The organism is Saccharopolyspora sp. NPDC000995 (genome assembly GCF_053599315.1).
Window position 1 is genome coordinate 1 of sequence record NZ_JBSFLZ010000086.1, and the last position, 19703, is coordinate 19703.

The 19703-nt window shown below is 66.7% G+C and carries 17 protein-coding genes; 7 read left to right on the plus strand and 10 right to left on the minus strand.

Going from position 1 to position 19703, the window contains the following annotated elements:
• Positions 1–100 precede the first annotated feature (100 nt).
• Together ACWDKQ_RS24355 and ACWDKQ_RS24360 are read right to left on the minus strand one after the other, a co-directional pair.
• Positions 101–355, minus strand: coding sequence for a DUF397 domain-containing protein (locus tag ACWDKQ_RS24355; protein WP_450141067.1), 255 nt, complete (start codon positions 353–355; stop codon positions 101–103).
• Complete coding sequence (locus tag ACWDKQ_RS24360) at positions 352–1227, minus strand: helix-turn-helix domain-containing protein (protein WP_450141068.1); 876 nt, start codon at positions 1225–1227, stop codon at positions 352–354. The genes ACWDKQ_RS24355 and ACWDKQ_RS24360 overlap by 4 nt, the downstream gene beginning before the upstream one ends.
• A 104-nt stretch (positions 1228–1331) precedes the next feature.
• On the opposite strand from ACWDKQ_RS24360, the gene ACWDKQ_RS24365 reads away from it, so the two are divergent.
• Together ACWDKQ_RS24365 and ACWDKQ_RS24370 are read left to right on the plus strand one after the other, a co-directional pair.
• A complete protein-coding gene (locus ACWDKQ_RS24365) occupies positions 1332–1637 on the plus strand; it encodes a zinc finger protein (RefSeq protein WP_450141097.1) in 306 nt (101 codons plus the stop codon).
• Positions 1638–1820: 183 nt separating this feature from the next.
• Positions 1821–2120 (plus strand): hypothetical protein, encoded by a 300-nt coding sequence (locus ACWDKQ_RS24370; RefSeq protein ID WP_450141069.1) that lies wholly within the window; start codon positions 1821–1823, stop codon positions 2118–2120.
• Positions 2121–2422: 302 nt separating this feature from the next.
• On the opposite strand, the gene ACWDKQ_RS24375 is transcribed toward ACWDKQ_RS24370, so the two are convergent.
• Positions 2423–3856, minus strand: a complete 1434-nt coding sequence (locus ACWDKQ_RS24375; RefSeq protein ID WP_450141070.1) for a hypothetical protein — start codon at positions 3854–3856, stop codon at positions 2423–2425.
• A gap of 784 nt (positions 3857–4640) precedes the next feature.
• Here ACWDKQ_RS24375 and ACWDKQ_RS24380 point away from each other — a divergent pair.
• Entirely contained in the window at positions 4641–5126 is a 486-nt protein-coding gene (locus ACWDKQ_RS24380; RefSeq protein ID WP_450141071.1) for a transposase, read from the plus strand.
• Between the two features lie 255 nt (positions 5127–5381).
• On the opposite strand, the gene ACWDKQ_RS24385 is transcribed toward ACWDKQ_RS24380, so the two are convergent.
• The 3 genes from ACWDKQ_RS24385 to ACWDKQ_RS24395 are packed head-to-tail and all read right to left on the minus strand — an operon-like array spanning position 5382 to position 7816.
• Positions 5382–5876: a hypothetical protein gene (locus ACWDKQ_RS24385; RefSeq protein ID WP_450141072.1), complete on the minus strand. Its 495-nt coding sequence runs from the start codon at positions 5874–5876 to the stop codon at positions 5382–5384.
• 17 nt (positions 5877–5893) lie between these two features.
• Positions 5894–6517, minus strand: coding sequence for a nitroreductase family protein (locus ACWDKQ_RS24390; RefSeq protein WP_450141073.1), 624 nt, complete (start codon positions 6515–6517; stop codon positions 5894–5896).
• A gap of 57 nt (positions 6518–6574) precedes the next feature.
• Positions 6575–7816, minus strand: coding sequence for a hypothetical protein (locus tag ACWDKQ_RS24395; protein ID WP_450141074.1), 1242 nt, complete (start codon positions 7814–7816; stop codon positions 6575–6577).
• Between the two features lie 274 nt (positions 7817–8090).
• On the opposite strand from ACWDKQ_RS24395, the gene ACWDKQ_RS24400 reads away from it, so the two are divergent.
• From ACWDKQ_RS24400 to ACWDKQ_RS24415, 4 genes are all read left to right on the plus strand, one after another.
• Positions 8091–9356, plus strand: coding sequence for an aspartate kinase (locus ACWDKQ_RS24400; RefSeq protein WP_450141075.1), 1266 nt, complete (start codon positions 8091–8093; stop codon positions 9354–9356).
• Positions 9356–10423, plus strand: coding sequence for an aspartate-semialdehyde dehydrogenase (locus ACWDKQ_RS24405; protein WP_450141076.1), 1068 nt, complete (start codon positions 9356–9358; stop codon positions 10421–10423). The genes ACWDKQ_RS24400 and ACWDKQ_RS24405 overlap by 1 nt, the downstream gene beginning before the upstream one ends.
• Before the next feature lie 232 nt (positions 10424–10655).
• Complete coding sequence (locus tag ACWDKQ_RS24410; RefSeq protein WP_450141077.1) at positions 10656–12383, plus strand: bifunctional metallophosphatase/5'-nucleotidase; 1728 nt, start codon at positions 10656–10658, stop codon at positions 12381–12383.
• A 360-nt stretch (positions 12384–12743) separates the two neighbouring features.
• A complete protein-coding gene (locus tag ACWDKQ_RS24415; RefSeq protein ID WP_450141078.1) occupies positions 12744–14219 on the plus strand; it encodes a gluconokinase in 1476 nt (491 codons plus the stop codon).
• A gap of 224 nt (positions 14220–14443) precedes the next feature.
• On the opposite strand, the gene ACWDKQ_RS24420 is transcribed toward ACWDKQ_RS24415, so the two are convergent.
• From ACWDKQ_RS24420 to ACWDKQ_RS24435, 4 genes are all read right to left on the minus strand, one after another.
• Positions 14444–14818 (minus strand): hypothetical protein, encoded by a 375-nt coding sequence (locus ACWDKQ_RS24420; protein WP_450141079.1) that lies wholly within the window; start codon positions 14816–14818, stop codon positions 14444–14446.
• Between the two features lie 27 nt (positions 14819–14845).
• The gene (locus ACWDKQ_RS24425; protein ID WP_450141080.1) at positions 14846–16456 is read right to left on the minus strand and encodes a dynamin family protein; all 1611 of its coding nucleotides are present in this window, start codon (positions 16454–16456) and stop codon (positions 14846–14848) included.
• Positions 16453–18264 carry a dynamin family protein gene (locus ACWDKQ_RS24430; RefSeq protein ID WP_450141081.1) on the minus strand — a complete coding sequence of 604 codons (1812 nt, stop codon included), beginning with the start codon at positions 18262–18264 and terminating at the stop codon, positions 16453–16455. The genes ACWDKQ_RS24425 and ACWDKQ_RS24430 overlap by 4 nt, the downstream gene beginning before the upstream one ends.
• Before the next feature lie 171 nt (positions 18265–18435).
• Positions 18436–19647 carry an IniB N-terminal domain-containing protein gene (locus ACWDKQ_RS24435; protein ID WP_450141082.1) on the minus strand — a complete coding sequence of 404 codons (1212 nt, stop codon included), beginning with the start codon at positions 19645–19647 and terminating at the stop codon, positions 18436–18438.
• Positions 19648–19703: the final 56 nt, after the last annotated feature.

Here is a 19703-nt window from a genome sequence, read left to right on the forward strand (position 1 = left end):
AACGGTTCCATCTTCGCCCACTGCTCGTTCGTCAGATCACCTCGACCCACACGAAGATCATCTCAAACCGAGATCAACTTCTGAAACAGACCCTAGCACCTCAGCGCTTGAACCACCCAGCCTTTAAGGCAGCGACGAAGTTGCCCCACTGCATCGGCGTCGTGACGAAGTACCCGCCACCGGGGTCCTTGCTGTCGCGGACAGCGGCCCCGGCGGCTAACCGCCCAACTTCGACGCAGTCACCTGAGTTCTGGCTGTGGCTGGGCTTCCGCCAGCTGTCGACGCGTCCGACTTCAACGCAGGAGTCCGTGCCCTGGCTGTAGCTGGACTTCCGCCAGCCGCTCACTGAGGTCATTGCATGATCTCCATGTCTTTGCGGATTCTGCTGATGCATCGCTTTGACTTTGCCGGATCAAGTGCTGCTTTGAACACCGTCTCGGCTGCGTCGCGATAGATTTCGATATCACCAGGTTCGTGTAGGAACAGGCCCGTATTGCGCGCTTCCAGGTGCACCACAGGCGGTGCCTGGTCGGATTCGATCAGGACGAACAGCCCTTCCAGCGCCGGGTGCCAACCGCGTGTGAACGGCACGACGTGGACGTCGACGTTGTCCAGCTCGCAGAGCTGGAGCAGGTGATCCAGCTGCCACGTCATGACTTCCGGCCCACCAATGACCTGACGAAGAGCTGCTTCGCCGATTGCAGCTCTGAGGTGAACAGGCTGTTCCTTGCGCATGATCAACTCTCGCCTACCGACTCGTACTGCGATCCGCGTTTCGACCTCTTCTGGTGGTACTCCGCCAGAGGTCATGATTGCCCGAACGTAGGCCGTGCTTTGCAGGAGACCAGGGATCAGTAGCGGCGCAGCGTGCGTGATCGTCGTTGCCGTGCGCTCGAACTCGAGCAATCCGCTGAGCTGCTGGCGCTGCTCGGGAAGGCTGACCGCGAGCCAGTGCGAACCGTTCGTTTCCTTGGCCAGGTCGAGGATTTCGTCGTACTTCTCGCCAGTCACGCCTAGTGTCGTCAGGATTCTGGCGATATCAGCGGATTTCGGATACCTGTCGCCGGTCTCCCATCGGGAGAGCGTGCCGGGCGGGCACTCGATCTGCTTCGCAAGTTGCCGCAAGCCCAGGTTGCGTTCCTCTCGGGCAGCGCGAAGCGCCGAGCCAAGAGTGCGAGCCTTGGGAGTTCGAGTGTTTCCAGCCATGCAACGTAGATTACTCTTCATTTTTGCACTTCAACATCACTCGATGTGGGAATGGAAGCCGTCCAATTTTGATGATTCCATTGATTCCGGAATCATTGGAGACAATTTGGAAGGCGGGCCTGTCGATGCATCCGTTTCACTGGGTTCCCGCGGAAGGTGAGCGGCACGCGAGCCTGGATTCCCGGCCGGGCGGCGGTTATCCGACGGGCATGGCGGTGTTGACGTTGTGCCGGAAGCAGCTGTCGGCCGACAACTCGCAGCTGGGCTGGCTGTGGTCGACCTGCCGCGACTGCAACGCGGAAGCACATCGCATCGCAGCAAGTCAGGCGTCGGTGGTTCCGGGCGAAGGGAACTTTCGCGCCGTAGAACGAGGCGAAAGTTCCCTTCGCCTCAACACGTCCCAGCCGAAGCGGCCACGCAATGGGCGCTGAAGACGCAGGTCTCGCTGTCCTGTTGCGGTGAACCCAGTGGCTGCTCGACGATCTCGCCTTCCAGGTCGGCGCGGGTCGTCGCGATGCCGACGACTTCGCGGCCGCAGCCACCGCACTCGACGAAATCTCTTTGCTGCTAAAAGAAACATCTCCGACCGCGATCATCACCGAAAGGTCATCCGAATGATCACCATGCTCCCAGTCATCGTCGCAATAGCCGCCGCTGCTGCCTTCTTCGTCATCGCGGTGTGCTGGAAGTCCGACCGCCCCCAGCACGCCGGAGGTAGCGAAGGTGCCCTCACGGTCTGGCAGCTGAAAGCCCACGTCGAAGCCGAGCGACAACAACGGGAACGAGGCGGCAGGCATCGTCTTCGCGAACCGGCCGATACCCACGATCCGCTGCGAGCCTCCACACAGGACGCTCCTGTCCAGCCGTCGCCGGAGGTCCAACGCCGAATCCTCGAAGCCCTCCACCGCCTCTAACCCAACCGAAACCTCGGGCCCGGAAGCCGACGTGCCCCCGATCTCCGGCGCCGGGTCCCCGCGGGCCGGTCGGTGCGTTCCCCTCCCCACGCACCGATCGGCCACCCCCAAAGTTCCGTCCCTGTTGCTTAGGGCCCGCGAGGACTTTCGCCGTTTCTGGTTCGCAGCCCTGTCCTCGCTACTCCCTCGCCGCCGGCGCGACATCTTCCTCGTCCAACCCGCAACGATCCTCGCCTGGGACCGCAGATTCATCGCAAGGAAGTGGGATTACAGCGCACTCCGACGCCACACCGGACGGCCACCTAAACCCGCGGTGAGGGCAAAGAAGGATCCAGGACGAACTGGTCGGACTCGGACATCCGATCGCCGCATCGAGGGTTTGGGAGATCTCGGACTCGGCCAGCATCGATGCCGTGAACGACCAGGCTACAGGCGGGACGCGGACGCCGACCGAGTTCGGCTTCGGCCGCCACCAAGCTTTTCGGGTCGACGTGCCGGACGATGTCGTCGAACACGCCGCGCAGACGCTCCTCGGCCAGGCGTACGACGTCCTGCTCGGTCATCCCGGTGATGCCCGAATCGTTGGACACCGCGGTCGGGGGCGTGGACGTGCGTGCCTGCTTGCGGAGGTGGCTGAACAGGAACTTCCGCGCCAAGCCGAGGTGCGCGGACGAGCACCGGCCGGTCGCGCGCCACACCGACCGGGCGGCCATGGTGGTGGCGGCCAGCCTCGCCTTGGTTGCCGTGTCAGCCTCGTTGCGCAGGGCAGATCGCCATGCCTCGCGTAACTTTTCCGCCAGCGACGGTTGTCCGATCGCCTTCTCGATGGCGTGGACGTCCGGCTCCAGCAACATCGGATACCTGCGGCGAACGTCAGCGAGGTAGTTCGGGTTCCTGAGCCCGAGCATTATGTCCCGCTTGATCCACTCTGCCTCGTGGGGACCGCTCGGTGCCTCTGCACCGTCATCCCAGGGGACTCCGAACTGGCGGATTCCATATATGAAGACGTCCGCGGACATGCCCCCGGGGCGGTTGCCGGCGATGCTGAAGATCCGCATCTGATCCTGCATCTCCTCCATGACCGCCGTAGCCACAGCGAGCCTGCCCGGCGCGTCAGGGGAGTCGGCCGGGAGGTCGCCGAAGACCACGGGCGCGAGTGCTTCGTTGGCGACCGCACCGAGAACGGCGGACTTCTTGAACAGCAACCACAGGCTTGCCTCATCCGAGGTTCCGGTCCATGTCCTCGTCCGCTGATCGTCGAACACGCTTGGCAAGGTCGCGGCGACAGTATCGTCCACCCGGACTTCGACCGTTGGTGCGTTCCAGGTGATCGTGGACACGAACGTCTGTCGTGGTGGGTGACCCGCGCCCGATCGCGTCGCGAGATCCGCGTAGTAGTCACGAAAAGTGCGTCGGTGCGCACCTACACCAAGCCTGCCGAGCAGGTGGGCGACGTCGTGACCGCTTTCCGTCGCGACCCTGGCGACAGCGCTACCGCAGAAACCTAGATCAACCAGGAGGCGTCGAGCGTCCACCTGGTTGAGGTCCACCACGTCCGGGAGGTCGGCGAGCACTGCCGAATCGATCTCGGCGAGGAACGCGGAGGACACGGAGTCGTCATCCAACGCCCGTTTCGTGGCTTCTGGTAGACGTTCGAGCGTCCACTCGCCAACTTTCTTGATGACATCCGGTGAGATCGGTCCAGCTGGCAGGGCACATAAGGAATCCACGCGCATGGCAAATCCTTGTCAAGGAGATCACATGGTTCGCTGACCGCAAAGGTCCACGCCCTCGCAGGCGGTTCCGTCAGTCGACAGTGTACTTTGCGCTACACGCCGGAGGAATAGTCAAGATCTGTGGATCAAGGTTTTCGAGGCTGTGGTGGGTGGGCAGGGCTAAGGCAAGATTGCACTGAGTGATCAATTCCGCGCGTAGGGTTGCCGGCCGGTTTGGCGTGCTGGGCTGGGAAATGGAGGATGGCATCCTTCTGGGATCATGGAGATTGCGTATAACCAAGCTCCAGGCCATCTGTTGTCATTTCTCATGGCTCGTCATGGGCGCCGTTTCCGGGTAGCGCCGGCGGTGACGATGCCGATCTGGCGGAACTGATTAAGTTGCTTGGCAAGGTGCCGGATCGCCGTAAGCGGAAGGGCCGCGTGTGGCGTTCCTTCTCGCGGCGTCGTTGATCGCAGTGCTGGCGGGCGCGTCGGATTTCCGGCAGATCGCCGACCAGGTCGCCGATCTGCCGGCGTCGTTGCTGCGGGGACGATGATGCTGGTTCCGCGGCTTTTTCCGTGTCCCGGATACGTCCACGATCCGGCGCGCGCTGGAAGATGTCGATGTAGCGAAGCTGGAAGGACTGATCGGGCCGTGGCTGCTGCGTCATGCCCGGCCTATCCCGGGCGGCACGTTGCGACTGGCTATCGACGGCAAAGTGCTGCGCGGTTCGTGGATCGGGGATCACGAGTCGTTCACGCTGTTCTCCGCGATGATCAACTGCGATGGTGCCACAGTCGCCAAGTGGCCGTTCCCCCGGGAACCAACGAGATCACCCAGGTCAAGACCCTGCTCGACGGTGTCTCCCGCGGTGTGGACGACCGTGTGGTGGTCACCATGGACGCCGCGCACACCCAGCGAGAGACCGCCGAATACATTGCCGGCGAACGCGGATTCGACTACGTCATGACAGTAAAGGGAAATCAAGCGGCGCTTAAGGAAAAGATATTCGTCCGCGTTCTTCCGCTCTTGCGGAAAACCCCGCATCATGTCGTCGTCGATGACACCCACGGCCGGATACGCCGCTGGACTACCTGGATTACCGGCGCCGACGGAATCGATTTCCCGCGCGCGCGTTCCGTAGCCTGCGTCAAACGAGAAGAAATAACCTTTTTCGGAGAACTCGTCAGCAAAGAGTGCGCCTGGATTATCACCAGCCAGAACACCTCCATAGTCACTGCCGAAGACCTACACGACAGCGTCGTACCCTGGCTACCCGCACATCCGTAATCACGCCGCTGCGGTGTGACCAGTTACAGCAAATCTGTACCGGCACCGGCGCCCATATACTGGCAACATTACGGAATACCGCGATATCAATGCTTCAGAGGCCGCACACGAACACTTCCCGTCCTGTCGCTCCAAGTTGCTGGGCACAACACGCAGTGATCTTGCCTTTACCCTGGGTGGGTGGGACGTGGCCGAGGGCGCTGTGCGGGTTGAGTCGGACCGGGGCCCGGTGCCAGCGTTTCGGTTGGTCCGTTTCTAAAAAATAACCCCGGAGTTTCTGCCAGGCGGACACGTCAGCTTGGTCAGCCATCCCTGAGCTCGTAGCAGCGCCGCCGCCGCTCGCCCACGGTTTCCCAACTGCTGCGCAGCGATCCGAGTCGTTCCAGCCGGTTCAACGCCGTCGCGGAAGGTGCGGGCGACTCGAAGCAGGATCGACAGGGCCGCCATCAGCAGCAGGTTGCCGACGAGCGTCGGGAGGGCCAGCAGCAGCCCGTCCGCGAAGCTGGGAGCGGTGAAGATCAGCACTGCGTCGTGGGTGCCGCGAAGCGCCACGGGGCTGGCGGGCGCGGTGCCGGGCAGGGTCGCGGGCGCGTTGAGCTGCACTTCGCGCGTGTCGGTCGGCGGCAGCGGGCCGGTCACGCCGAGGACCGGGAAGAGAGCCCCGAACAGGCCGACCAGCAGCATGGCGAGTGCGATCGCCGCCTCCAGGGCATGGTTGTCGAGCCGAGCCCACCAGGACGTGCTTCCCACGTTCGGGAGGGTGGTCGTCAGAACACCGGTTCGCCCCAGGTCTCGGTGAAGACCAGCTCGGACAGCGGTTTTCGGATCCTCGGCCGCAACTCCTTCTCCTGCAGCCGCTCCGGCATGCCCTCCAGCGTGCCCAGGCTGCCGACCGCGACAGCGACGATCGGCTCGAACTCGGCCGGAATCCCGAACTCCGCCCGCGCGGCGTCCCGGTCGAAGCCCGCCATCTGGTGCGCGTGCAGGCCCTCCGCGACGGCCTGCAGCACCAGGTTCTCGGTCGCCAGCGCCAGACCGTACTCGCCGTAGGGCATCGGGTCGCCGTCCTCGTCGACCACGCGCGCAACGCCGATCGCCAGCGCCGCGGCATTGCTGGTCCAGCCCTTGTTACCGCGCGACAACGTGCCGTGGATCCGCTCGAAGGTCGCCTCGCCCCGGCGCGCGGCGATGTACTGCGCGGGCTGGGTGTTGCCCCACGAAGGAGCCCACCGGGCCGCCTCGAACAACGCGGTGAACTGCCGGTCGCTCACCGTCGCATCCGGGTCCAACGCGCGCGGGCTCCACCGCTGGGCCAGCAGCGGGTGCAGCGGCACAGAAGTCTCCGCGGGCTTGCTCGCCGGAACTTCGACTGCGTACTCCTCGGCGGTCACGAGCACCTCCTGGGTTGCTTGCTGGCGAGTCTGGCGACCGCAGGCGCCGATTGTCCATCAGATCGCGTACTGCCACGCCGTCAGCGAGTAGGCGCCGAACCACGAACCGAAGAACACCAGCAGCACCGCAGTGGTCACCGCCGTCGTCGTCCGCCGTCGCGACAACCCGATCGCAACCGGAATGAGCAGCGGGAACGCGGGCAACATCAGACGGACCTTCGAGTACATCAACCCGTCGGAGCCCAGGTCCAGCACCACCACCGCGGCGGCGAACGCCACCAGCGGCAACGGCATCCGCTGCCGCACGCACAGCACCAGCAGCACCAGCGCGGCCAGCACGATCCACACCGTGAACGTCTCCAGCACGGACCGGTTCTCGGTCAGGGTCTTGATCACGAACGTCAAGGTGGCCTTGCCGCCGTCGAACGCCGACGACCAACCCCGCTGCTGGAGCTCGAAGTACCCGGTGAGGTTGCTCGTCTGAAGACCGACCCAGCCGATGTAGAGCAGTATCCCGGACGGTGCGAGCACGATCGCCAACCACGGGCGCCAGGTGTCCCGGCGGCGCACGATGGCGACCAGCGCCGCCAGCCCGACGACCGCGATCAGCGCGGCAGCCGTCGGCCGCACGAGCCCGGCGCCAGCGCAGCACAGACCCGCCATCAGCCAGTTCCGCTCGACGACCCCGATCAGCGCCCAGATCGCCAACGCGCAAAACAGCGCCTCGGAATACGCCATCGACAGCACCACGGACATCGGAGCCGCCGCGAACAGCACGACCAGCAGCAACCCGACCCCGTCCGAGCCGCCGATCCGACGCCCCAACCGAGCGAGCCCGTACGCGGCGGTGACACCGCAGCCCAGGCTCGCCGTGACCGCCGCGACTGTGACGCTGACCCCCGGGATCCACGACAGGACCATGATCACCAGCGGGTAGCCGGGGAAGAACGCCAACGGCGTCTCGGGGTAGCGATGCCCGAACCCGTCCACCATGTTCCTGTCCACGCCGCCGTAGCCGTGCGTGGCGATCTCCAGGTACCACTGACCGTCCCAAGCCCGCAGGTTGTCGACCAGGGCCTCGTCGTTGGCGGCCGACAACCACGCCAGCACCAGCAATCCGACCAACCGGATTGCGAGGTAAACCACAGCTGGGCCCAAAGCGGTGATCAACCGGTGCCCTCGGGACGATCTCCCGCGCAGCCGGTCCAGCAACCCCGGTTCCGGCTGTTTCCGCTGCGTAGCCGCGGTGTTTCCGATGTCCCCCAGGGGCGGATCGATCGCTCCAGGAGTGGTGGACAACCCGGCCCTCCGCTCTTGTCGACAATCGCGTCCAACAGGGTAGTGGCGCGTTCCGGGGTTGGGGTCGGGCGGTGTCGGTTCGGTAGGCTAGTCCGGCAGCGGAGCGACCTGGTAGGAGGCCGTTTCGGCCCGGTGGGCCGACGCTGCCACCTACCCGGTCGCGGAGCCCTCCGGCGGCGCCACGCGGTGCGCCGGGGTTCCTTCGTCCACTCGGTGTCAGTGCGGGGACAACCCGCGCCCGGGACGACCGCACGGTCGAGGAGGTTTGTTTCACGTGGCGCTCGTCGTCCAGAAGTACGGCGGTTCCTCACTCGAAAGTGCTGATCGCATCAAACGGGTCGCCGAACGCATCGTTGAGACCCGCAAGGCGGGCAACGATGTCGTCGTCGTGTGCTCTGCGATGGGCGACACCACAGACGAGCTGCTCGACCTCGCCAAACAGGTCAACCCGGCTCCGCCGGAGCGGGAACTCGACATGCTGCTGACCGCCGGGGAGCGGATCTCCAACGCGCTGGTCGCGATGGCTATCGAGTCGCTCGGCGCGGAGGCCCGCTCGTTCTCCGGTTCGCAGGCCGGTGTGATCACGACCTCGGCGCACCAGAACGCGCGGATCATCGACGTCAGCCCGGGCCGGGTGCAGGAGGCGCTGGAGCAGGGCCAGGTCGTCCTGGTCGCCGGCTTCCAGGGTGTCTCCCAGGACACCAAGGACATCACGACGCTCGGCCGCGGCGGCTCGGACACCACGGCGGTCGCGGTGGCTGCCGCGATGAACGCCGACGTCTGCGAGATCTACACCGACGTCGACGGCGTGTACACGGCCGATCCGCGCATCGTGCCCAACGCCAAGCACCTGGAGCGCATCACCTACGAGGAGATGCTCGAAATGGCGGCCACCGGAGCGAAGGTGCTGCACCTGCGCGCCGTCGAGTACGCCCGCCGCTACAGCGTGCCGCTGCACGTCCGCTCTTCCTACTCACCCAAGCCCGGAACGACCGTGTCCGGCTCAGTGGAGGACCTTTCCGTGGAACAGGCGATGATCACCGGCGTCTCGCACGACCGGTCGGAGGCGAAGGTCACCGTGCGCGGTGTGCCCGACAACCCCGGTGTCGCGGGGCGGATCTTCCGCGTGGTCGCCGACGCCGAGATCGACATCGACATGGTGTTGCAGAACGTCTCCAGCACCGCTTCCGGCCTGACCGACATCACCTTCACGGTGGCGCGCAGCAACGGCGCGGTGGCGGTCGCCGAGCTGGAGAAGATCAAGGACGAGGTCGGCTTCGAGCAGGTCGTCTATGACGACCAGGTGGGCAAGGTCTCGCTGGTCGGTGCCGGGATGCGGTCGCACCCGGGCGTCACCGCGACGTTCTGCGAGGCGCTGTCCAACGCCGGGGTGAACATCGACATCATCAACACCTCGGAGATCCGGATTTCGGTTCTGATCCGCGACACCCAGCTCGACGACGCGGTGAGCGCCCTGCACAACGCGTTCGAGCTCGGTGGCGATGAGGAAGCCGTGGTTTACGCGGGGAGTGGCCGCTGATGGTCCACGAGAACAAGACACCGACGCTGGCAATAGTGGGTGCGACCGGCGCGGTCGGCACCGTCATGATCGACATCATCAACCGCCGCGAGTCGGTGCCGTGGGGCGAGATCCGGTTGATCGCCTCGGCCCGGTCCGCGGGCAAGAAGATCACCGTGCGCGGCGAGGAGCTCACCGTCGTCGAGCTCGCGCCGGAGGCGTTCGACGGCGTGGACATCGCGCTGTTCGACGTGCCGGACGAGGTCTCCGCGCAGTGGGCGCCGGTGGCCGCCGAGCGCGGCGCGATCGCGGTGGACAACTCCGGCGCGTTCCGGATGGACCCCGAGGTGCCGCTGGTGGTGCCGGAGGTCAACCCGGCGAAGGTGCACGAGCGTCCAAAGGGGATCATCGCGAACCCCAACTGCACGACGCTGTCGATGATGGCCGCGCTCGGCGCGCTGCACCGCGAGTTCGGCCTTCGCGAGCTGGTGGTCTCGTCCTACCAGGCGGCTTCGGGCGCCGGGCAGGAAGGCATCGACCGGCTGTATGCGGAGATCGCGGCTGTGGCGGGCAAGGGAGTCGGCTCGCGGGCCGGCGACGTCGCCGAGGCGCTGGCCGCGGCCGGGCTGCCGGAGGAGACGCCGTTCAAGGCGCCGCTGGCGCTCAACGTGGTGCCGTGGGCCGGTTCGCGCAAGGACGACGGCTGGACCTCGGAGGAGCTGAAGGTCCGCAACGAGTCCCGCAAGATCCTCGGCATCCCGGACCTGAAGGTGTCCGCGACCTGCGTGCGGGTGCCGGTGGTGACCACGCACTCGCTGGCGGTGCACGCCACCTTCGAGCGCGAGGTGACCATCGAGCAGGCGCACCGCGTGTTCGAGGCGCAGCCGACGATCGTGCTTCAAGACGATCACGACAAGGGCGTGTTTCCGACCCCGGCGGGTGTGGTCGGCGGCGACCCGACCTACGTGGGCCGGGTCCGGCAGGCGCTGGACTTCCCGAACACGCTGGACTTCTTCGTCTGCGGTGACAACCTCCGAAAGGGCGCGGCGCTCAACACCTACGAGATCGCCGAAACCCTGGTGAACTGACCCACAAAGTGGGTCTTAGTTGAGTGAAGGGCACCTTTGGCCGGGGAGCAGTTCAGACCCGTCAAAGGTGCCCTTCACCCATGATCCGATCGGGCCGGGTGGAGCCAAATGTAGTTCCCCGTTCAGTTACGGTTCGCGAAGACTTCTGGTCCGGATAGACCACATTGGGCAAGCTCCAACGCCGAGCGCTTTTTCCGCTTTCGAAGCGGGCGTGCGCGTTTGGAGGAACCTGATGATTCGTCATTCCCGGTCGTTGCGGCGAGTTGCCGTTTCGGCTGCCGCAGTTTGCGCCGTCGTCGGCGTCGGTCTCGGCGCGGTGCCTGCCACCGCGGCCCCCGCCGCCCCCGCCGTCACCGACATCCGGCTGCTCAGCTTCAACGACCTGCACGGCAACCTGGAGCCGCCGACCGGGGCGTCCGGGAGGGTCACGCTGGCCGACGGCAACACCGTCGACGCTGGTGGCGCCGCCTACCTCGCCGCCCACCTGAAGAACCTCCGCGGCCAGGTGAAGAACTCGATGGTGCTCAGCACCGGCGACAACATCGGCGCATCGCCGCTGTCTTCGGCGCTGTTCCACGACGAGCCGACCATCGACGTGCTGAACACGATGGGCATCACGGCTTCCGTAGTGGGCAACCACGAGCTTGATGAGGGCTACAACGAGCTCAAGCGCATCCAAAACGGCGGCTGCCACCCCGTCGACGGGTGCCAGTTCCAGCCGAAGTACAACGGAACGAACTTCCCTTTCCTCTCGGCGAACCTGACCGCCGAGCAGACCGGTCAGCCAGCTTTCAAGCCCTACACCATCAACAACATGAATGGCATTCCCGTCGGCGTCATCGGCGCGACCCTTGAGGAACTGCCCACGCTGGTGTCCCCGGACGGGATCAAGGGGCTGAAGGTCGGCCCGGAGATCGACGCGATCAACCGCTACGCCGACGAACTGGACCGTCAGGGCGTCAAGGCCATCGTGGTGTCGCTGCACCAGGGCGACAACACCGAAGGCGGCGGACCGGACGACTGCCGTACGACCCCCGGCCCTGCCCAGCGGATCGCCGAGCAAATCTCGCCCAAGGTGGACGCGCTGTTCACCGCGCACAGCCACCAGCAGTACGTGTGCAGTGTCACCGACCCGGCCGGCCAGCCCCGGCCGATGATCCAGGGCTCGTCGTTCGGCCGGATCATTTCCACTCTGGACGTTCAGGTGGACCGGCGCACCAAGGACATCGTTCGGTCCACCATCAAGGCGCAGAACAACGTCGTGACCCGGGACGTCCTGGCCGACCCCAAAGTGCAGGCGTTGGTCGACCAGGCCGTGGAGAAGTCGAAGCCGATCGCGAACCGGCAGGTAGGCACCATCGGCGCGGACATCGTGAAGACCACCGCGCCCTCCGGTGAATCGCCGCTGGGCAACCTGATCGCGGATGCGCAACTGGCGGCCACCAGGTCCGCCGGTGCCCAGATCGCCCTGATGAACCCGGGTGGCGTCCGCGCCGACCTGACGTACGCGTCCTCGTCGGCCGGGGAGGGCAACGGTGTGGTGACCTACGGCGAGGCCTACACCGTGCAGCCGTTCGCCAACATCATGCAGACGATCACCCTCAGCGGTGCGCAGCTCAAGGCCGTGCTGGAGCAGCAGTGGCTGCCGAAGCCGGACGGCAGCGTCCAGGTGCGGGTGCTCCAGCCGTCCTCGGCTCTGCACTACGCCTGGTCGGAGTCCGCGCCGATCGGATCGAAGATCTCCGGCATCACGATCGACGGCCAAGCGGTGCAGCCGGACGCGACCTACCGGGTCAGCGTGAACAACTTCCTCGCCGCCGGCGGGGACGGGTTCAGCGCGTTGACCGGCGGCACCGAGCTGACCGGCGGCCCGATCGACCTCGACGCGCTCAACGAGTACCTCAGCGCGAAGCCCGGCATCGCGCCACCGGCGACCGACCGGATCACGCGCGTCGGCTGACCTCGCACGCCGACTGAAAGGGCGCCTTCTTTTTGGCCGCAGGAGGGAGGCGTCCTTTGCTTTGCATGTCATGAATCGAGAAGTAGGCAGACCCTGATGTTGCCGAGGCCGGGATTCTCCATCTTTGGTGGAGTTCCTCATCGTGTTCGAGTGAGCGTGGGTAGGCGACCGGAAGTAGGTCTGGCGCTCGTGGGCCATCGGCTTTCGGGCACCGAGTTCCGCGTGTGGCAAGGCGGTGGAACGTAGACGTCGCGCGATCCGATCGCTGCGAGCAGTCGGACCGATTCGCTCGGTTCGCGGCCACGCGGGGCCCCGACCTGAGCGGCCTGGCTGCGGCATCCGGCGGATACGTTGGGGGGTATGAGCCATGCTCCGGTCGTCCTCGGAATCGATCTCGGCACCACCGCGACGAAGGTCGTCGCGGCGGGCAGCGACGCTCACGTGCTGCACCAGACCGAGCGCGGGTATCCGCTGCGCACCGAGGCGCCCGGCGAGGCGACGCAGGACGCCGTCCAGGTCCGGGACGCGGCGATCGAGGCGTTGGCCGAGTGCGTGGCTTGGGCGAAGGAGCACGACCGCCCGGTCGCGGCGCTGTCGTTCAGCGCCTCGATGCATACCCTCCTCGGCCTTGACTCGGCCGGTGCTCCGGCCACGCGGTCGTTCAACTGGGCCGACACCCAGACCGCGGAGGTTGCGGCGCGGCTGAGGTCCGAGGCGGACGCGGCAGCGGCCCTGCACCGCGCCACCGGGACGCCCGTGCACACGCAGTCGGTCATGGTGAAGCTGGCATGGTTGACCGGGAGCCGCCCAGACCTGACCCGCGACGTTGTGCGGTGGTGCGCGCTGAAGGACTTCGTCGTCGCCGACTTCGTGGGCGCGTTCCTCACCGAGTACTCGCTGAGCTCGGGCAGCGGCCTGCAGAACATGGCGACGCTGCAGTGGCACGTGCCGGCGCTGGAGGTCGCGGGCATCCGGGCCGACCAGCTGCCGGAGATCCACGCGCCGGCCGACACGATGCCGCTGAAACCGCAGGTCGCCAAGGCAGTCGGACTGCCCGACGGACTGCCGGTGGTGCTCGGCGGCGGGGACGGTCCGCTGGCCAACCTCGGCGTCGGGGCGGTCCGCCCCGGTGTCGCCGCGCTTTCGCTCGGCACCAGCGGGGCGCTGCGGGTGACCCGCGATCGGCCGGGCGTCGACGACCGGTGCCGGACGTTCAGCTACGCGATGGGTGACGGGCTCTGGGTGATCGGCGGTGCCGTGAGCAACGGCGCGGTGATCGCGCAGTGGGCCGCGGAGTTTTTCGGGGTCGACGTCGCGGACCTGCTCGACGAGGCGGCTGCGGTTCCGGCAGGAGCGAACGGGTTGATGGCCCTGCCGTACCTGCTCGGCGAGCGGGCTCCGTGGTGGGAGCCGGGTCTGACGGGCTCTCTCGTGGGGTTGCGGCACTCGCACGGCCGGGCCGAGATGACCCGCGCCATGGTCGAGGGCGTCGCACAACAGCTCGCGCTGGTGCGGGACGCGGTGGCCGATTCCGGGGCAGAGGTGCGCGCGGTGCGCGCCACGGGCGGTGGGTTCCGCAGCGGGGTGTGGGCGGACGCGATCGCTGCGGCACTCGACATCGACCTGGAGTTGACCGGGGGCAGCGGCGGGTCCGGGCTCGGCGCGGTGCTGCTGGCGTGGCGGGCGCTCGGTGAGTTCGACTCGTTGGAGCGCGCCGCCGAATTGGTGACTCCTGAGAGCAAGGTCTCACCGGATCCGGCGGCGGCCCGGGAGATGGCGCGCCGTCGCCCCCTGGTGGAGCAGCTCCACGCGACGCTGCGCGGCTTGGAGCTCTGAACCGACGCCGGCCAGGCGCGTCCGAGCGGTTGGGGCAAGTGGTCGCAGCGGTTGAACCGGATGCAGCAATCCGGTGCTTCACTCGGATTGATCCACCTCGGCCTGCTCGACGTCCAGCACGACGATCACGGCAGTGGTCGCCTCGCACAGTGGTGCAGCATGCGTTATCACGCTGCCGTCGATCCAGGGGCCAATTCGCGTTGCTGTCCGGTATGTGCTCACCGTCAATGCCACTGACCGACCTGCTCGTCGTCATCACGACGCCGCCCAACGCACCAGCGGCCCAGCGTTCGGGATTGGATGGGGGAGGTGAACGGACCGTTTGTGACATCTATCGAGATGAACAGTCCGTTCGCTTCACACCAGCGACGCACATAAACCCGCCGCCCAACGAGTCCCCCAAACAGCCTCTGTAGCTGCGGTTTCAGGGTGGCTTGCGTGGTGGTGCGGGGGCGGAACTTCAAACGCCTCTGGACTCCGGGATCCTCGATGCCGATCATCCGCAGCGCCGCAGGAACGCTGAACGTCACGTCTGCGCCGTTGTGCAGCGCTTCGCGCAAGGCGCGGGCGACGTGGACGTCTTCGTTTCCGCTCGACACCCACCTGGCGCGAGGTAGCGGATCTCCTCAGTCGCGCGAGTGGGCGCCCGAGGTGTTCTGGGGTGGATGCGGGCGCTGCGCGGCCCGTTGGCCCTGCTGGTGCTGCGGATCTTGCTGGTGGCGTTGCGGACCCTGCTGGTGTTGCGGATTCGGTTGGCGCTGCGACGTTTGCTGCTGCGGGCCGTGGACTTGATGGATGATCAGGCGTTCGCAGCTGCGCAGGACCGTGCGGACCGCTTCGCGGTGCTGCCGGTCGTGCAGCGGGTTCACCGACTGCTCCCGCCAGCGCGCCAACGCCGCCGCCGCCTCGTCGGCCAGGTCCACCGCCAACGCCGCCTCGTCCCGGCCGAGCCGCGCGTGCGGCGCATTGCCGAACGCTCCCAGCAGCCGCTTCGCTTCCGCCTGGAGCGGACGGGCGAACCGCACCTGCCCGGAATCCAGCGCCGACAGCAGCCGCAGCTCGTTCCACTCGTGCGCGTTTGCCAGCAGCCGTTCGAACTCGCCGCGCAACTGCTGCACGCCTGGCCGGGGATTGGCGCGCGACACCATGTCGACGGCCAGCAAGGCCGATCGTGCCCGCAACGCGTCCTGCCGCTCTACGAACTGCTGGTGCACGGTTTCCTGCAGCAGGTTCAAGCCACTTTCGTCGAGCAGCGCGGCCTGCAGCTTCTTCCGCTCCGTCACGCCGCTGCGCATCAACGTCAGCGCCCGCTCGATGCCGTAGTGCCCGAACCGTTCGAGCAGCCGCTGCCGGACGGGGCCCGGCGTCGATTCCATACCGCTGTTGACGAACCGGTCCGCCGACAGCATCAGCTCGTCCTGGTCGTTCTGGGACAGCCGGGAAAGGTTGCCCAGCGCCAGGAAGTCCTCGTCGGTCATCGTCGCAACGGCCTGCCCGAGCAGCCCGATGACCGGGATGAGGTGCTGCGCGAAGGACCGCAGCGTGGGGTCGTTGCGGTAACGCTCGGCGATCCGCTCGGCCGCTTGCAGCGCTTCCGGTCCGCCGCTGCCGGTCTCGTCGGCGCGCGAGAACGCGACGATCGTGTTGATCGGCACGCACCGGGCCGTCTGCAATTCGTTGACGGACTGCAGGAATTGCAGGTCGGTCTGCCGCGGGAACCGCGTCAGGTACAGCACCGCGTCGGCTTCGGAGAGGATCTGCGCGAGCGCCGAGCGCCCGGTCTCCTGCACCGCCGCGGACGCGACGCCGGGCGTCTCGATCAGCGTGATGGCCTGCAGGCCCGGCGTCGGTGACTCGATGACCAGCCGAGCCACCTCGTCCGGCCGCCAGTGCTGCAGGTCGCGGATGGTACCGACGTCCAGAGTGGACACGGGGACGTTCTGCACCGCGCCGTGCGGGGTGTGCACCAGGATCTTCGGTTCTGGCCCGTACTGGTAGAAGGTGCTGACCTGGGTGCGTTCCTCGGCATCGGTGGGCGCGAGCTCCGCACCTACCAGCGCGTTGATCAGCGTTGACTTGCCTGCCTTCACCCGTCCACCGACGGCGATGCGCAGCGGCTGGTCGAGCCGTTCCAGCTGGCCGCGCAGCCAGGTCGAAGTGCGCGGATCGTCCCGGTAGAACGTCATGGTGCGGATCAGCAGCGCTCGCGCGCGATCCAGCAGGGCATCGCCGCTCATGCCGCGGTGATCCGGTTCTGGGTCAGCATCGCGGCGCGCCGCTGCAGCACCGCGATCTCCTCCAGCTTCTGCCGGATGTCTCTGGCCCGCTGGTCGCGGTCGACCGCGCTGCGCTCCGCGGATCGCTTGATCTCCTGGATGGCCCGGCTGATCTCCATCTGGGCATCCTCGGTGATGCGCGTGTAGTGCGTGTGCAGACCCCGGTGGACGCCGCGGATGGCGGCCTTGGCCTCCTTGTTCACGTGGAAGATGACCTGCTCGACGTAGCGCTGCACGACGCTTTTGGCTTCGACCTGGCGGCGGCGAAGCCGCGCGTCCTTGTCCTCGCCGAGGCTCTTGAGGCCCAGCAGCACGCCCGCCGAGATGGACACCACGTTGATCAGGCCCAGACCGAACACAGCCGTGGTGAACATGCCGAACATCAGCACGCCGCCGTAGGACCCGCGCAAGCCGGTGAGGAACTGGTCGAAGCGCTTGTACTCGGAGCCGGGCGGCAGCTTCGGCCCGGGCACCTCGTCCAGCGGGTCCGGTCGGGTGAGCCGCTCCAGCTCGGGGATTGCCCCGCCGTGCTCGGCCAGCATCTCGTCGGCGACGTGCTCGGCTAACTGGGCCTGGCGCAGCTCCATCCACTCGAAGGTTTCGACGATCGCGTCGGTGAGCCGGGCGGAGAGCCAGTCCAGGAATTCATCCCAGACCTCGAGGGGATCCGCGGTCTCGAAGGCCTCGTTGACCTGGTGCAGCACCGCCCAGCTGCGTTCCCGGAAGTCGAACTCGATGTCGGTGAACAGCTCTGAGATGCCGTCGTTGAGGGCCTTCTGCCAGCGGCTCGAGACGCGCCGGAGGTCTTCGGCGCGGCGCTGTGCGGTTTCCAGCTCGACCAGGGTTTCCGCTGCGGTGCGCGGGTTCTGCGCCGCGAGCTCGGTGCGCAGCGCGTCGTTGATCTGGGTGAGCGCCTCGGTGACGTTGTGCGCCACCAAGCGCCGGGTCAGGTTCTCGTGCTTGCTGGCGATCTCCTTGAGGAATTCCAGCAGCGGCGGGAACCCGGATTCGGCGTTGAGGTTGGTGTTCTTGGCCTGCATCGCGCGCATCCGAATGTTGGCCGAAACCGGGAAGATCTTGGCCGCTATACCTGCGTTGTCCAGGTGTTTCCGGTTGACCTCGAGGACTTTGCGCCAGTGCGGGGTCCGGTCGATCTTCGGCAGCACGAGCGCGACGTTCGGGCACAACGCGGTGGCCTGCTTGAGGAACGCCAGCTCGTTGGTGGTGAGTTCCTGGGTGGCGTCGGAAACCATCAGCAGCGCGTCGGCCTCGGCGACCACGGAGAGCGTGGTGGAGGTCAGCGACGTGGACACGCTGCCGACGCCCGGGGTGTCCATCAGCGCGAGACCGTTTTGCAGCACGGCGCGGGGGATGCCGATCTCGCTGCGGGTGACCGGGCGGCCATGTGCGAGGGCGCGTTCCAGCTGCTCGCTGACCTGCTCGATGGGGACCGGAACACGATCCAGGGCGGCCGGGCCCTGCGCCGGCTCGTGCTCGATGAGCAGGGCGCTCGGTTCGTCGGAGTGCCGGACGAGGGTGGGCACGACGGTGGTGACGTCGTCGCCGGAGGCGCACACGGGCGCGTTCACGATCGCGTTGACCAGGGCGCTCTTGCCCTGCTTCGACTCGCCGACGACCAGCACGAGCTGCGTCGGGTCGAGCACGCGGGTGCGGATCTGCCGCAGTCGACCGTGTAGATCGGCGCGTTGCTGCTCGGCGCATTCCGCAGTCGCGCGATCGATCAGTTCTACCAACGCTGTCTCGATCACGGCGTCGATTGTGGCGTGCCGCGGCGAATTGAGAAACCCAAACAGCTGAACTCACATCGCCGACGGGTACTGGGAGTGCAAAAAGGCCTGCGATTCGGGGATGGAATGCGCGGAATGCCGGGATCCGCTATGTCGCGAATCCCGGCATTCCGTCGCTCACTGCGTTCAGGTTCAGAGACCCAGGTCCAGCGGCGCGGCCGAGGTGGCGGTGTGCGCCACGCTCTCGAGGCCGCCACCGACGACCGGCAGGTCGCTCGGGGTCGGCAGGGCAGAGGTCACGTCGCCAGCCGGCAGCGCGGAGGTCACGTCATCAACCGGCAGGGCGGAGACGTCGCCAGCGGGCACGCCACCGACAACCGGCAGCGCGGAGACGTCACCAGCGGGCACGCCACCGACGACCGGCACGTTGCCCACGACGTTGGTCGCGTCGTCAATGACGCCGCCCACGTTGGTGATGTTGCCACTGGCGACGTTGACGACCACGTCGCCGACGACCGGAACGTTGCCCACGACGTTGGTGACGTCGCCCACGACCGGGGCGTTGGCAACGATCGAGGTGACGTCGCCGCCGGTCACGTCGCCCACCACGTGGGTGACGTTGGCGGTGATGTCGCCGACGACCGGGGCGCCGTTGGCGATGTTCAGGACATCGAGGTCGAGCGAGTTGTCGACGATGTTGATCACGTCACCGTGGACGATGGAGCCAGCACCGGCGGCCAGGTCGACGCTGGTGTCGAAGACGTGAGTGGCGGTCTCGTTGACCTGGGTGACGCTGCTGCCCACGATGCTGCCGACGATGTTGCCGTTGGCGATGTCGTTGCCATTGGCGATCTCGTTGTTGCTGGCGACGTCGTGGACGCTGATCAGGTTGAACGAGTCCGTGTAGTTCTTCTCGATGTCGACATCGACCTTGTTCGACGGAGCCGGAGCCGGAGCCGGGGCCGGGGCCGGCGGCAGGGTGGCGTCGACGTCGTTGTCCTTGCCGTAGTCGGCGGGGGTGGGCTTCAGCATGGTCAGTTCTTCCTGCTCGATTGGATGTGCGGGATGCAGTTGGTTGATCGCGACGTACTGGGTGCTCGCAGCGAACTTCTCGACGCTGCTCTGGAGTGAGCGGTCGTACTCCGCCACGACCTCGACCGGCGCGTAGTCGAGAACCAGTGACGTGGCTTGGAGTACGTCTGTCGCGGTAATGCCCCCGAGGCCGGCCTGACCCAACGTGGCTTGCGGATCGGCGTCGAAGGCCGACCGAGCGGCCGGGTCGCTGACGAGGCGCGTGAGGAACTCGTACAGCGTCGGCTCGTCCGATTGGCCGGTGGTGGAGTGCTTCCCGGGGTCGGGAGTGGAGGACTCGGCATGACCGCTCGCGTGCTGAGGGTTCACCATCGTTGGGCCTCCCGATGCTCAGCGGTACTCGGATGGGTGTCCGAGTGGGGTCGTGC

What these genes read in the sequence shown, in the direction of transcription:
- ACWDKQ_RS24425 (WP_450141080.1), bottom strand. Translation starts at nt 16,456, where the DNA reads ATGAGCGGCGATGCCCTGCTGGATCGCGCGCGAGCGCTGCTGATCCGC.
- ACWDKQ_RS24360 (WP_450141068.1), bottom strand. Translation starts at nt 1,227, where the DNA reads ATGAAGAGTAATCTACGTTGCATGGCTGGAAACACTCGAACTCCCAAG.
- ACWDKQ_RS24435 (WP_450141082.1), bottom strand. Translation starts at nt 19,647, where the DNA reads ATGGTGAACCCTCAGCACGCGAGCGGTCATGCCGAGTCCTCCACTCCC.
- ACWDKQ_RS24410 (WP_450141077.1), top strand. Translation starts at nt 10,656, where the DNA reads ATGATTCGTCATTCCCGGTCGTTGCGGCGAGTTGCCGTTTCGGCTGCC.
- ACWDKQ_RS24370 (WP_450141069.1), top strand. Translation starts at nt 1,821, where the DNA reads ATGATCACCATGCTCCCAGTCATCGTCGCAATAGCCGCCGCTGCTGCC.
- ACWDKQ_RS24405 (WP_450141076.1), top strand. Translation starts at nt 9,356, where the DNA reads ATGGTCCACGAGAACAAGACACCGACGCTGGCAATAGTGGGTGCGACC.
- ACWDKQ_RS24365 (WP_450141097.1), top strand. Translation starts at nt 1,332, where the DNA reads ATGCATCCGTTTCACTGGGTTCCCGCGGAAGGTGAGCGGCACGCGAGC.
- ACWDKQ_RS24415 (WP_450141078.1), top strand. Translation starts at nt 12,744, where the DNA reads ATGAGCCATGCTCCGGTCGTCCTCGGAATCGATCTCGGCACCACCGCG.
- ACWDKQ_RS24375 (WP_450141070.1), bottom strand. Translation starts at nt 3,856, where the DNA reads ATGCGCGTGGATTCCTTATGTGCCCTGCCAGCTGGACCGATCTCACCG.
- ACWDKQ_RS24355 (WP_450141067.1), bottom strand. Translation starts at nt 355, where the DNA reads ATGACCTCAGTGAGCGGCTGGCGGAAGTCCAGCTACAGCCAGGGCACG.